Here is a 14477-nt window from a genome sequence, read left to right as displayed (position 1 = left end):
TTTGCGAACGGTCATAGTTCCGGAATCTCTGTAAAAACAACAGGATAATTGATGATTCAGAATGTTACAGGCAGGAGAAAACCGGTAATACGGCAGCAGAGAGGGGGTCTGCTGCCGGAACAGTAAAAAATCCTTACTTCACAAACTCACTGGCTTCACGCGCCAGTTTGCCGATGGCGGCCCAATCTTTTGCTTTGATTAGCGAAGCCGGCACCATCCACGATCCGCCGCAGGCCACAATCTGCGGGATAGCCAGATAGTCGCGGATATTGTTCAGCCCGATACCGCCGGTCGGCATCACCTGTAACTGGTGATACGGCGCCAGCATGGCTTTGATCATCGGAATGCCGCCTGACGGCTCTGCCGGGAAGAATTTTACGAAATCGATGCCCAGCTCCAGTGCCTGCTCAACCGCGCTGGGGTTGTTGATCCCCGGCACAATCGGGATATCAATCTGCTGACACGCCTGGACAGTGTTCGGGTTCAGACCGGGAGAGACGACAAACTGTGCCCCGGCGGCTTTCGCCTGGCGCACCTGCTCGCGGTTAATCACGGTTCCTGCGCCCACCAGCATATCCGGGCGGGCTTCGCGCAGCAGTTTGATCGCTTCCGCCGCACACTCAGTACGGAAAGTGATTTCCGCCACCGGCAGACCGTTGTCCGCCAGCGCATTGCCTAACGGGATAATATCTTCCGCGTTATCCACGGCGATCACCGGCACAATTTTCAGCTGCCGGAAACGGGTAATCATTGCCTGTAATTCGGACATCTCGTTCTCCTCTTTTCCCGTTAAAACGTGTTATTCAGTAAAGTATCAGTGACCGGGCGGGTTGCCGCCTGCGGGATAATCGCCCCTTTGTGCTGAATCACCACACCTGCAAGCCGGTGGCCCATCCGGGCAGCGCGTTCAATATCCGCACCGGTCAGCCAGCCCGCCAGGAACCCGGCGTTAAAGGCATCACCGGCAGAGGTGGTATCAACCACCTGTTCCGCCGGAATGGTGGCAATATTGATAGCCGGTGCATCAGTGCGCAGATCACGGTAGTCACACCCCTGAGCACCCGCTTTGATAATCGCCTGCTTCACCCCGGCTTTTGCCAGACGGGCAAAGGTCGCGTTGCGGTCGCTGTCGCCCCACAGCCGCGCTTCGTCATCATCAGTGACCAGTGCCATATCGGTCAGTGCATACATCGCCTGATAACAATCGCGGGTTTCATTTTCATTCGCCCACAGTGCCGGGCGGTAGTTACTGTCAAACAGAATGGTTTTTCCCTGCTGTGACAGTGTTTTCAGGTCATCCAGCAGCCGCAGCCGGTCCTGCGGCGGCAGAATGGCGAGGCTGATCCCGCTGAGATAAATGGCATCCATCTGCGCAAGTTGTGCCAGCAGTGCCGGGTAATCCGGATGACGGACAAGATAGCGCGCTGCGGAATCATTGCGCCAGTAAAGGAACGTGCGCTCGCCCTGCTCATCCAGCTGGATAAGGTATAACCCCGGCTGATGATGCGGGTCGATCAGCACATGCGCGGTATTAACACCTTCCGCCTGCCAGCGGCTGATCATCCCTTTACTGAGCGGATCGGTTCCCATCGCGGAGATGAAATTCACCTCAACGGCGTCTCCTGCCGCGCGGGCCAGATAAACCGCACTGTTCAGGGCATCACCGCCGTAGCGCTGAACCATTTCCCCGAACGGCGCACCGTTGAGTTCTATCATGCACTCGCCGATCAGACCAATGCGTTTCACTGTCATTATTCACCTTTTGCAGCGGAAAAATAACACTGTGCATTATTGAAACAGATATCACGTACCATCTGCCCCAGCATGGTTTCATCTGCCGGAATTTCGCCGTTTACCGCCAGTGTGCCAAGCATATTACACAGAATGCGGCGGAAGTATTCATGACGAGTATAGGACAGGAAACTGCGGGAATCTGTCAGCATGCCGACAAACTGGCTTAACAGCCCCAGCTGTGACAACTGCTCGAGCTGACGCTGCATGCCGTCTTTCTGGTCGTTGAACCACCAGCCGGAACCGAACTGAATTTTGCCCGCAATACCGCCGCCCTGGAAGTTGCCGATCATGGTCGCCAGCACTTCGTTATCACGCGGGTTCAGGCAGTAAAGGATAGTGCGCGGCAGCTCATCGGTTTTATCCATTTCATCAAGCAGACGTGAAAGCGGATACGCCACCGGCGCGTCACCGATGGAATCAAAACCGCTGTCGGCACCGAGCAGCTTAAACATGCGCGTGTTGTTGTTACGCAGCGCACCGATGTGCAACTGCATCACCCAGCCGCGTTTCGCATACTGCTTTCCGAGCCAGACCAGCACCGCCGTTGCAAACTGCGCGGTGGCGGTTTCATCCGGGATTTCCCCGGCAAGACGTTTCTGCAGAATCGCATCCAGCACCGATTCATCCGGCACCGGCGCATAGCGCAGAATTTCAATACCGTGGTCTGAGGCAACACAGCCGTGCTGTGCAAAGTGTACCAGACGGCGTTCCAGCGCGGTCAGCAGATCGCTGAAACGACGGATATCCACATCGGCACTCTGTCCGAGCTTCGCGATATAATCCGTAAAGCCGTCCAGTTCAATTTTAAACGCGCGATCCGGACGCCAGCTCGGACGCACCTCAATATCAAAGCTGTCATCCTGCGCAATCTGCCGGTGGTATTCCAGCGAATCTGCCGGGTCATCGGTGGTACCGACCATATGCACGTTCATCTGCTGCATAATGCCGCGTGCGGAAAATGCCGGCTGTGCCAGTTTTTCATTGGCCTCATCCCAGATGCTTTGTGCCGTTTCCGGCCCGAACACGTTGCCGGTGATACCGAACGGGCGGCGCAGTTCCAGATGCGTCCAGTGATAAAGCGGGTTACCGAGGGTCATCGGTACGGTTTTTGCCCACGCCTGATATTTTTCATAATCACTGCTGTCGCGCCCGGTGATAAGCGATTCCGGAATTCCTGCCGAACGCATGCCGCGCCATTTGTAGTGATCCCCCTCCAGCCAGATCTGACCTAGGTTATCAAAACGGCGGTTTTCCGCGATTTCACGCGGGTTCAGGTGACAGTGATAGTCATAGATTGGCATGTCCGCCGCGTAGTCATGATAAAGACGGCGGGCAATGTCGCTGTGCAGTAAAAAGTCTTCGCAAAGAAACTGTTTCATAAACTCTCCGGGATTACAGTGCGGCAACGGCCTGACGGGCACCGACATCAAGTAACTGCTGATACGCGCGTTTCACCGCATCAACAAAGCCCTGCTGTTTCGGCAGGTCGTTACCGAAAATAGATTCAATCGCCAGCAGCTCATCCACCACCGCAACGGACAAACCGTGTTTTGCATAGATTGCCGCGAAGGTTTCTGCCAGCGGGTCACGCACATCGATTTTGTTACCCTGTTCATCGGTGCCGCTGACATAACGCATCCAGCCCGCCACACCCAGCACCAAATGACGATAATCGCTGCCGTCCGCAATATGCTGTGCGACCGGGTCCAGCAGACGCTGCGGGAGCTTCTGGCTGCCGTCCATCGCAATCTGCCATGTCTGGTGTTTCAGGGACGGGTTGGTAAAGCGGTCAATCAGGTTATCCGCATAGGCAACCAGGTCGGTTTCTTCCGGCATGGTGAGAGTCGGCGCCTGCTCATCCAGCATCAGCGCGCGTGCAGCTTTGCGGTAATCCGGATTGGTCATGGTATCGGAAATATGCGCATAACCGCCGAGATAACCGAGATACGCCAGGAAGGAGTGGCTGCCGTTGAGCATCCGCAGCTTCATTAATTCAAACGGCACCACATCCTGCACAAACTGCGCACCGGCACAGTCCCATTCAGGACGACCGTTCACAAAATTGTCTTCAATCACCCACTGACGGAATGGCTCACAGGCGATAGCACAGTGATCTTCCGTTCCCAGCAGTTGTGCGATTTCCGCCAGCGTTTCCGGGGTGGCGGCCGGGACAATGCGGTCAACCATGGTACACGGGAACGTCACATTGGCTTCAATCCACTCCGCCAGCGCCGGATCCTGTAACCGCGCCAGGCCGAGTACGGCTTCACGGGCAACATGACCATTCTCACGAACGTTGTCACAGGAGAGCACCGTAAACGGCGGCAGGCCGCGCTCATGACGGCGTTTCAGTGCCGCTGTGATATAGCCGATCGCAGAGCGCGGGGTCTCCGGTGTCGCCAGATCCTGTTTAATCAGCGCATTTTCCGGGTCGAGCTGCCCGGTCGCCGGATCGGTGCAATAGCCTTTTTCCGTCACGGTCAGGGAAACAATACTGACATCCGGAGAAGCCATTTTCTCAATCACCGCATCAATACCGTCGATCAGCGGGTGCATCGCTTCTTTCATCGAGCCGATAATTTTCAGCTCTGTGTTATCCGCCCCTTTCTCCGCCACGGTATACAGCATGGACTGGGCTTTCAGCCCTTCGATCAGCGCCGCATCCTGTGCCGACATCAGGTTAACTTCGCAGTAACCCCAGTCGCTGTCTGTTTTTTCTAATACGTGATGGGTGTACAGCGCCTGATGTGCGCGGTGAAACGCGCCGCAGCCGAGGTGAACAATACGGGTGGTGAGACGATCAGTCGTCCAGTCAGGACGCGTTGCGGTGATGTCCGCAGTGACAAGATTCTTTTCCATTACAGGCTCCCGGGGAGCAGGCTGCGGGAGAGATCCCGCAGCCCGGCAGGTACAAAGGTATGAGATATTATTTTGTATAGAATGCGCGGTGAATACCCATTTCCAGACCGCGGATTTCAGCCAGCCCTTTCAGACGACCGATGGCGGAATAGCCCGGATTGGTTTTCTTCTTCAGATCATCCAGCATCTGATGGCCGTGATCCGGACGCATCGGGATCAGGGACTCAGACCCGCTCTCACGGCGGCGGTTCTCTTCGGCGGCAACCGCGCTGATCACATTATACATATCCACATCACCGGCCAGATGTGCCGCTTCGTGGAAGGTATTCGGATTTTCTTCACGCATCGTTGAACGCAGATGTAGGAAGTAAATCCGCGGACCAAAGGTCTTAATCATATTGACCAGGTCGTTATCAGCACGCACGCCGTAAGAGCCGGTACACATGGTGTAACCGTTGGCATCACTGTTGACGGTATCCGCCATCCACTGCATATCTTCAATCGTGGAGACAATGCGCGGCAAGCCGAGGATAGGACGCGGAGGATCATCAGGATGCACCGCCATTTTCAGGCCGCACTCTTCAGCAACCGGAATAATTTTATTCAGGAAATACGCAAAGTGCTCACGTAATTTCGCTTTATCGATACCGGCGTAACGTTTCAGGTGCTGGCGGAATTGTTCAAGAGTATAGCCTTCTTCCGCCCCCGGAAGACCGGCAATAATATTGTTTATCAGTTTTTGTTTTTCGTCATCCCGCATGGTTTCAAAGCGGGTTTTGGCCTGCGCCAGTTCTTCTGCGGTGTAGTCCTGCTCAGCCCCTTCGCGCTGTAAGAGATAAATCTCGAACACCGCAAATTCAATCTGATCAAAACGCAATGCTTTTGAGCCGTCCGGCAGCTCATATTCCAGGTCAGTACGGGTCCAGTCGAGAACCGGCATGAAGTTGTAACAGACAGTATAAATCCCGCAGGCGGCGAGGTTGCGCAGGGATTGCTGATAGTTGGCAATCCATTTTTCATACTCACCGGTCTGTGTTTTGATATCTTCGTGGATAGGCACACTTTCAACCACGGTCCATTCCAGATGATTGGCTTCAATCAGCGCCTTGCGCTTCTGAATTTCATCGGTGGTCCAGATTTCACCGTTCGGGATATGGTGCAGCGCTGTCACGATACCGGTAGCGCCCGCCTGACGAATATCAGATAAAGTAACCGGATCTGCCGGTCCGTACCAACGCCAAGTTTGTTTCATACTAAACCTCGTTTATGCTCCGTAAAGATAACCGGAAAACGCATCAGCAGGTTTCCGGAACGGTATAGTGACATACAACATCATAGCAAACCATTCTGGTCAACCAATTTGGTTAACCAGATCACAATAAGGTGATCATTTTGGGCGACCAATATAAAACCACGAGTTTGATCACATAATAATGCCTACCTTTTATGCAGAATCCCGTTGAATCAGTAAGAAAATAAGTGAACAGCAACGGATTGCCCCTCTATTTGGTTAACCAATACCACATGCCGGTTTAACCATTCCGAAAGACAGGGTTGACAGAAAAACAGCATAAAATTCAAAAGGCTGACTATGAAAACAATTAAACATTACAGATGGCATATGATTCTGCTGGTATGCTTCATAACCATCATTAACTACCTTGACCGTACCGCATTAGGTGTCGCAGCACCGACCATTATGAATGACCTGGGGATCACCAAAGAGCAGTATTCCTGGGTTGTCAGCGCATTTCAGCTGGCATATACCATCGGTCAGCCAATCATGGGCTTCTTTATTGATACGATTGGCCTGAAACTCGGCTTCTTTATCTGTGCCATCATCTGGGGTCTTGCCACTATGGCTCATGCCCTGACCGGCTCCTGGCAGGGGCTGGCCTTTATGCGCGGGATCATGGGTTTCAGTGAAGCTTCCGCCATTCCGGCCGGTGTGAAAACCGCCACCACCTGGTTCCCGGCAAAAGAGCGCGGGATAGCCACCGGTGTGTTTAATATGGGAACCTCTTTCGGTGCAATGCTGGCTCCGCCGCTGATCGCCTGGTGTATCATGTTCCACAGCTGGCAGTTCGCCTTTATTGTCGCCGGTGCACTGGCGATTATCGCCGCCTTCGTCTGGTTCTTCTTCTATAAAGATCCGAAAGATGCAAAACGTCTGTCTGATGAAGAACGTGCCTATATTGAAAACGGCCAGGAAAAACATCTCAAATCCGCAAAGAAAGAGAAAACCTCAGTTATCAATATTCTGAAGCAGCGTAACTTCTGGGGTATCGGCCTCTCCCGTTTCCTCGCGGACCCGGCATGGGGAACGATTAACTTCTGGGTACCGATTTTCTTCGTGGAAACCCTGCACTTCAGCCTGAAAGAAATCGCGATGTTTGTCTGGCTGCCGTTCCTGATGGCTGACCTGGGCTGTCTGGCCAGCGGATTTGTGGCGAAATACTTTAACGACCGCGGTGTTTCCCTGATCAACTCTCGCCGTATCACCTTCACCATCGGTGCGGTTCTGATGACCACTATCGGTCTGGTCAGTATTGTTGAGAACCCGTACGTCGCAGTGCTGTTAATCAGTATCGGTGGTTTCTCTCACCAGCTGTTATCCACCGTTGCCGCCACCCTCGGCGGGGATCTGTTCAAGAAAGACGAAGTGGCAACCGCTGTGGGTATGGCCGGTGCATGTGCATGGTCCGGTCAGTTAATCTTTAACTTATTTATCGGTGCGTTCGTCGGTATCATCGGCTTCGGTCCGTTCTTTATTGCGCTGGCTGTCTTCGACCTTATCGGTGCTGCCGCGCTGTGGATTCTGATCAAAGAGAAAAAAGAACCGCAGGATCCCGCACAGGATAGTGATGAAACGTTAATCGTCTCTCACTGACCCGCTGAAATCCGTACCGGAGAGATACACAGGGAACCCGCTGTGTATCTCTTTTTTTGCGCTGTCTCCCGGATTCCGCCGCTTTTTTGACAAACACCGGCGTAAAATCATTTTTGGTCGACCAATTTCTGATAAACTCTCCGGGTAAGAATTCCCATTTTACGGCCATGATAATGACACAGTTGACTGAACCCAAACGCCCTTATCAGGAAGTCGGCCATGCGTTGCGCCAGATGATCACCAATATGGATTATGTCATCGGTGACAAACTGCCGCCTGAACGCGAAATCGCTGAAATGCTGGATGTCTCCCGGGCAGTTGTCCGCGAGGCACTGATTATGCTGGAACTGGAAAACCTGATTGAAGTCCGCAAAGGTTCCGGTATCTATGTTGTTGCCCTCCCTCACCTGAGAGAAAGTGCGGTAACTGACCCGTGTGCGCTCAATGCCGCCGGTCCGTTTGAACTGTTACAGGCCCGCCAGCTGCTGGAAAGCAATATTGCAGAATTTGCAGCCACTCAGGCCACGCCGGTGGATATTGCGAATATGCGCAGCGCCCTGCAGCGGGAACGCGACGAACTGAAAACTGGGGAAGATGAAACCGGTGACCGCGAATTTCACCTGGCCATCGCGCAGGCGACACATAACAGCATGCTGGTGGAATTACTGAAGCAATCCTGGGCATGGCGGGAGAATAACCCGATGTGGCTGAAGCTGCACACGCGGATCACCAATAAAGATTACCGCAAAGAGTGGATGACCGATCACCAGGCTATCCTCGCGGCAATGATTAAAAAAGATCCGGCAGCGGCCAAAGAAGCCATGTGGCAGCACCTGGAAAATGTGAAACAGCGCCTGCTGGAGCTGTCGGATGTCGATGACCCGAATTTTGATGGTTATCTGTTCAATTCCTACCCTGTTGACCTAGTCCGGAACTGATCCCCCCGCGCACCTTTTTTACTCTCAGACACCAAAAACCGGGCAAAATCAGCCCGGTTTTTTTGACCGTAAAATAAAAATAATACCCTTATTATTCATAGTGTGATTCATCTCTCATTCATAAAAATGATTCAATTTACTGATATATAACACTTATTTTATAACAGAGAAATTTATTCTCTGCCGTCTGCGGCTGCGGAATTTTTTTAGAAAATTTTTTCTGACTACCTGTGCCACTATCCGGCCATTACAATAACTATTAAATATTCATCGCATATTTTACAGGACACCAACTATGAGTAAGAAAATTGCCACTGTGCTGATCCATGGCGGACAGCAGCAGGATAACGTCAACCATGCTATTTTCCCGGCGATCACCACCGCCAGTACGTTTGTACAGACCAGCCTGAGCGAACACGGCGAATACGCCTATTCCCGCGTCAGTAACCCGACCCGTCACGCCTATGAAACACTGCTGGCCGATGTCGAGGAAGGCACTTACGCCACCGCAACGGCTTCCGGTGTGGCGGCTGCGGCACTGGTGCTGAATATCTTCCCGCAGGGCTCCCATATTATTGCGATGAAAGGCGTGTACGGCGGGACATTCCGTCTGTTTGAACGCGTGGCAAAAGAGAACTGCGGCCACGCGTTCGATTATGTTGACCTTAATGATTTAGCCGCAGTGCGCAGCAAAATCAAAGACAATACCCGCATGATCTGGATAGAAAGCCCGACCAACCCGTTACTGGAACTGGTTGATATTGAAGCCATCTGCGGACTGGCCAAAGAACACAATATCGTAACCTGTATCGATAATACCTTCGCGACACCGTGGAACCAGAAGCCTCTGACGATGGGTGCGGATCTGATCATGGTCTCCTCCAGCAAATATATCGGCGGTCACTCTGATTTAATCGGCGGTGCGGTGATCACCAACCGTGACGATCTCGCGGAAAGACTGAATTTCCTGAAAACCACCACCGGCGCGATTGCCTCACCCTTTGATGCTTATCTCGCCCTGCGCGGCCTGAAAACCCTGGCACTGCGGATGGCGGCACAATGCAGCAATGCGCAAGCCGTGGCGGAGTTCCTGTCCGGTCACGACAACATTGAGAAGGTGTTTTATCCGGGCCTGAAAGATCATCCGCACTATGCGTTATGTAAAAAACAGATGCGCACCGGCGGTGCTGTGGTCACTATTCAGCTGAAAGGCGGCCTCGCAGAAACCGAAGCCTTTGTGAAAAAACTGCGCTATTTTGTGCTCGCGGAATCGCTGGGCGGCGTGGAAAGCATGGTAAATCACTCCGCGACCATGTCCCATGGCTCCATGACCCGCGAAGAGCGCGAATCCATCGGTGTTTTTGACAGCACGCTGCGTTTGTCTGTCGGTATCGAAGATATCAGCGATTTACTGGCTGATTTACAGCAGGCTCTGGCCTGACACAGCATCACTACCACAATAATAAAAGAGAAAGCGTATGCAGGACTATGGTATCTGGACGGTCATTACCCCGGTCGTCACAATTATTCTGGCCATCTGTACCCGTCAGGTGATTTTATCACTGCTGATCGGGATACTGGTCGGCTTTACTGTTATTCATGATCACAACCTCTTACTGGGGATCCGCGCAACCCTCGAAGGGATTATTGATGTCTTTAAATCATCAGGCAACGCCAAAACCATCATCTTTATGCTGATGATTGGCGGGATTATGCGCCTGGTCGTGGTGACCGGCGGTGTACGGGCACTTGTCCGCCTGCTGACCAACAAAACGCAGATCATCAAAGGCCGCAAAGGTGTGCAACTGCTGGCGGTGATTATCACGTCGCTGATTTTTATCGAAAGCTCGATTAACCAGCTGGTTTCCGGTGCTTCCACCAAAGCGCTGGCGAAAAAATACGGCGTGCCGCCGGAGAAAATGTCTTACATCATTCAGACCGCCTGTGTGTCTGTCTGTTCTTCCGCCATGATCAACGGCTGGGGTGCGGCAATGATGGGCGTTATCGGTGTGCAGATCTCTCAGGGGCTGATCACCGGCGAGCCGTTTGATATCCTGGCACATTCCATGGTTTACAACATCATGGCCTGGTTCTCACTCGCCAGCATTCTGTTCTATATCTTCAGTAATGTCTCCTGGGGACCAATGCGCAAAGCAGAAATGCGTGCGCAGGCACTCATCAGCTCTGCGGATGTGATCACCGCTACGCCGGAAGAAACACACGACGAGCCGGAAGATGATAAAGACATTATCGATCATCCGAACTGCCACACCTCACTGAACTTCTTTATCCCGATCCTCTCCACCATTCTGATGGTGCCGGTCGCGCTGTATATCACCGGTGACGGCGAGTTCAGCAAAGGCAGCGGCTCCACCTCGGTTTACTGGGGCGTAATGTTCGGGACGGCGGTGTCATTTGTCTGGTTCCTGGCGCGTCGCGTGATGAATGTCGATACCTTCTTTAAAGAGCTCTATATCGGCTATGCCAATATGATTAAAATCAGTTCGGTGATGATCCTCGCCTTCCTGATGGGCTCTGTCTCTTCTGACCTCAATACCGGTGCCTATATTGCCCAGGTGACATCCGGGGTTATCGCGCCGGGCTTCTCTGTCGGCTTTATCTTCCTGATCAGTGCCATTATGTCACTGGCGACCGGCACCTCCTGGGGTACATTCGCCATCATGATCCCGATTGGTGTGCAGTTAGGTCTGTCCGTTGGTATGCCGCCGGAATATATGATTGGTGCCGCTATCGCCGGGTCTATCTTTGGTGATATGACCTCCCCTATCTCCAGTGATGCGATCGTGGCATCGATGGCGACAGACTGTGACCATATTGAGCATATCCGTACCCAGATGCCGTATGCGGTATTAACCGCAAGTTTTGCGCTGGCCGTCTACCTCTGGCTAGGATTCACCTACTGAGTATGACCGCGAATTCAATAAGGAAATGATATGTCTTCTTCTGTAAATACCGCCGGGGCAACCCGGCTGCAACAGACACTGGCGCAGTTCAGTAAGCTTAATCTGCTCAGCGGTGTTACACCGCTGAATAAACTGAATAATCTCTCCCGCCTGCTGGGACGGGAGATTTACATCAAGCGTGATGATCTGACACCGCTGGCAGCGGGCGGCAACAAGCTGCGCAAGCTGGAATTCCTGATGGCGGATGCCCTGGAAAAAGGCGCACAGTTTATTGTCACCGCCGGAGCTATTCAGTCTAACCACGTCCGTCAGACAGCAGCTGTCGCGGCAATGTACGGCCTGAAATGCGTGGCACTGCTGGAAAACCCGATCGGCAGTCAGGATGCGGATTTCCTGAATAACGGTAACAAGCTGCTGACGGATTTATTCGGTGCGCACTGCGTGATGTGTGATGCGCTGACTGACCCGGATGCGCAGATGCAGGCGCTGATCAACCATATGCAGCTCAGTGATGCCTATATCGTGCCGGTCGGCGGCTCCAATATGCTCGGCTCTCTCGGCTATGTGCAGTGCGCCCTGGAAATCGCGCAGCAGACACCGGAAGGCACCGAATTCGGTGCCGTTGTGGTCGCTTCCGGCAGCGCCGGGACACACGCCGGGCTGTCTGCCGGATTGCAGCTGGTGATGCCGCAGACCCCGGTTATCGGTGTCACCGTATCGCGGGTATATGCCGATCAGGCACCGAAAGTGGTGAAACTGCAAAATGAACTGGCACCGCTGTTTGGTATTGAAACCCCGGCACCGGTCGCGCTGTGGGATAATTATTTTGCCCCGGAATACGGCATGCCGAATGCCGGCGGGCTGGAAGCCATTGAACTGCTGGCGCGTCACGAAGGCATTTTGCTCGACCCGGTTTACACCGGCAAAGCGATGGCCGGACTGATTGACCAGGTTCGCCGGCATCCGCAAGATACCTCGCCGCTGCTGTTTGTACACACCGGCGGTGCTGCCGGGCTGTTCGCCTATCAGGAAGTGAGCCGTTCTCTGTAACAAAACCGGGCGGATACGGGACACACATTCCCATATCCGCCTGGATTATTCATATTATCCTCTGTTTTAACGCCTTTCATTTGTCATTTTATGACGACAAATCCCGCCTTTCTCCCGGAAAAAAATAGAATTAACGCCTTTTTTGTCCGGTAATCTGCCGATGATATGTAAAAAAATAATACTCACCATATGCGTTTCATTTTCATTTAATAAACGCAACATACTGATAATAAATGATTTTTTGTTTTCTCTTATTTTTCACGTCATCATAAAATGACTATTACTCCCATTGGTTGTATTAAAAAACTTAATAAAATCAATAAATAAGAAAAAAATTAATGCTGAATTATTATGTCATCCGGGGAAACATTCTGACACATCGATTCATATCCCAGCGAAATATTACGGATATAATTATTTCCGTGGATAACGATTCACTTTTTATTATTAACTGGATTATGGATTAGTCACCGGGGAACATCATTCAGATGAAAATTGTATTATTTATCTATTTCGTCAATCATACTTAATAATGAACATATACATACCCGAAATTACGCCATAGCATCACGCTTCGGAAACAAATACAGAGTTATTCTCATTCTGTTTTATAACCGAATAATATCCCATCCGGAAATAACGGATATTTCACATATTCAATATATTGAATAGTATTAATTTACACAAGGTTTTTAAATGAAAAATGTATTAACGGGCAAGGCATTATTATCACTCTTATTAGCCGGTTCAGTAATGAGTGCATCTGCAGAAGAAACACAGGATGGCACCATTACATTCTCCGGGTTTATTTACAACTCAACCTGTACTATCGACCTGAATGGTGATAATTCACCGGATGCACATGTCCAGATGGGCCGTTACCCGACAAGTGCCTTCGGTAAAAAATATGATACCGCAGGCGGTGAAGGTGTCTACGGTAAAATCGATATTTCCTTAATCGATTGCCCGGATCAGGGGAATGTGACATTAAAACTTAACGGAAAACCAAAAAATGGCGAAAGTGATATTTTAGAACTGGATAATCCGGGAGATGACAGTACCGCAAAAAATATCGGTATTATTATCTATGACCGTGATGGTGACCATAGTGGTGACGGTATTGATATCGATGGTTCATTTGAAAAAGAATATCACGTTGAAAACAGCGCCAGCTGGGAAGCCAGCTATGTCGCAAAATATATCAGCATGGCTGATGATGTTGAAGCTGGTCAGGCAAATGCAACATTAAACTACACCCTGACATATAACTAATATTCATTGCGCAGATTATTTAATCTGCGCACCCTTTTTTCGGTTATTTTCCGGAGATACTATGTTCGCTAAAAAAAATATTCTCTCTGCTTCTCTGTTTTTTTTATTCACCGTTAACAGCTATGCCGGATTTGGTCTGGAAACAACACGGCTGGTTTATAACGAAAAAAATAAAAGCGAAGGTGTTGTTGCTTTTAATACTGATAAGAACCGGAATTATTTACTGCAATCCTGGATTGAAGATGCAAACGGCAATGTCAGCCCTGACTTTGTCACCACGCCACCTTTACTGAAGCTCCGGGCTGAACAAAAAAACACCTTGCAGGTCACAAAAGTCACCGGAATGCCGGCAGACAGAGAAACACTTTACTGGCTGAATGTGAAATTTGTCGCTCCCAGCAGTGAAGACCAGGAAAACGTTCTTCGTTATTCCATGACCAATAAAATCAAAGTGATATATCGTCCTGACTCTCTGCCGAGTAAAAACCTCGATCCTGCGGCAGAAAAACTGGTCTGGAAAGCCGGTGGCCGGACTGTCACGGTGAAAAACCCGACACCGTATTACATCAATATTTCCGGTATCAGCATTAACCAGCGTGATGTGCCGTTCACACAGGGTTATTTTGCCCCATTTTCTGATACCGCGGTTGCACTGCCGTCACCGGCAGTCCGGAACGCACCTGTTTCGGTAATGTATATCAACGACTACGGAAAAAGCATCGAAAAACAATTTTTACTCCAATAAGTGAC

At 51.2% G+C, this 14477-nt stretch carries 12 protein-coding genes; 7 read left to right on the top strand and 5 right to left on the bottom strand.

Annotated elements, in window-relative coordinates; translation table 11 throughout:
* Positions 1-133: 133 nt before the first annotated feature.
* The 5 genes from N7387_RS03990 to uxuA all read right to left on the bottom strand — a co-directional run bounded on the left by N7387_RS03990 (position 134) and on the right by uxuA (position 5905).
* Entirely contained in the window at positions 134-769 is a 636-nt protein-coding gene (locus N7387_RS03990; protein ID WP_004237933.1) for a bifunctional 4-hydroxy-2-oxoglutarate aldolase/2-dehydro-3-deoxy-phosphogluconate aldolase, read from the bottom strand.
* A gap of 20 nt (positions 770-789) precedes the next feature.
* On the bottom strand, positions 790-1752 hold the full coding sequence (locus tag N7387_RS03985) for a sugar kinase (RefSeq protein WP_279797083.1): 963 nt from the start codon (positions 1750-1752) through the stop codon (positions 790-792).
* On the bottom strand, positions 1752-3173 hold the full coding sequence (gene uxaC / locus N7387_RS03980) for a glucuronate isomerase (RefSeq protein WP_279797082.1): 1422 nt from the start codon (positions 3171-3173) through the stop codon (positions 1752-1754). The genes N7387_RS03985 and uxaC overlap by 1 nt, the downstream gene beginning before the upstream one ends.
* Positions 3174-3186: 13 nt before the next feature.
* On the bottom strand, positions 3187-4653 hold the full coding sequence (locus N7387_RS03975; RefSeq protein WP_279797081.1) for a fructuronate reductase: 1467 nt from the start codon (positions 4651-4653) through the stop codon (positions 3187-3189).
* Between the two features lie 67 nt (positions 4654-4720).
* On the bottom strand, positions 4721-5905 hold the full coding sequence (uxuA, locus tag N7387_RS03970) for a mannonate dehydratase (protein ID WP_279797080.1): 1185 nt from the start codon (positions 5903-5905) through the stop codon (positions 4721-4723).
* A 339-nt stretch (positions 5906-6244) separates the two neighbouring features.
* Between uxuA and N7387_RS03965 the strand changes: the two genes are divergently transcribed.
* From N7387_RS03965 to N7387_RS03935, 7 genes are all read left to right on the top strand, one after another.
* A complete protein-coding gene (locus N7387_RS03965) occupies positions 6245-7543 on the top strand; it encodes an MFS transporter (protein ID WP_025151583.1) in 1299 nt (432 codons plus the stop codon).
* A gap of 173 nt (positions 7544-7716) precedes the next feature.
* A complete protein-coding gene (locus N7387_RS03960) occupies positions 7717-8481 on the top strand; it encodes an FCD domain-containing protein (protein ID WP_279797077.1) in 765 nt (254 codons plus the stop codon).
* 295 nt (positions 8482-8776) lie between these two features.
* Positions 8777-9922 (top strand): aminotransferase class I/II-fold pyridoxal phosphate-dependent enzyme, encoded by a 1146-nt coding sequence (locus N7387_RS03955; RefSeq protein WP_279797075.1) that lies wholly within the window; start codon positions 8777-8779, stop codon positions 9920-9922.
* A gap of 37 nt (positions 9923-9959) precedes the next feature.
* Complete coding sequence (locus tag N7387_RS03950; RefSeq protein WP_262860879.1) at positions 9960-11405, top strand: Na+/H+ antiporter NhaC family protein; 1446 nt, start codon at positions 9960-9962, stop codon at positions 11403-11405.
* A 30-nt stretch (positions 11406-11435) separates the two neighbouring features.
* Positions 11436-12455: a D-cysteine desulfhydrase gene (locus N7387_RS03945; protein WP_279797072.1), complete on the top strand. Its 1020-nt coding sequence runs from the start codon at positions 11436-11438 to the stop codon at positions 12453-12455.
* A gap of 753 nt (positions 12456-13208) precedes the next feature.
* Positions 13209-13727: a fimbrial protein gene (locus N7387_RS03940; RefSeq protein WP_279797070.1), complete on the top strand. Its 519-nt coding sequence runs from the start codon at positions 13209-13211 to the stop codon at positions 13725-13727.
* 61 nt (positions 13728-13788) lie between these two features.
* On the top strand, positions 13789-14472 hold the full coding sequence (locus tag N7387_RS03935) for a molecular chaperone (RefSeq protein ID WP_279797068.1): 684 nt from the start codon (positions 13789-13791) through the stop codon (positions 14470-14472).
* The last annotated feature ends 5 nt before the right edge of the window (positions 14473-14477 follow it).

Source organism: Morganella sp. GD04133 (assembly GCF_029835375.1).
Lineage (GTDB): Bacteria > Pseudomonadota > Gammaproteobacteria > Enterobacterales > Enterobacteriaceae > Morganella > Morganella morganii_B.
Note: the sequence above shows the minus strand (reverse complement) of the source record. Positions and strands in the feature narration are given on the sequence as shown.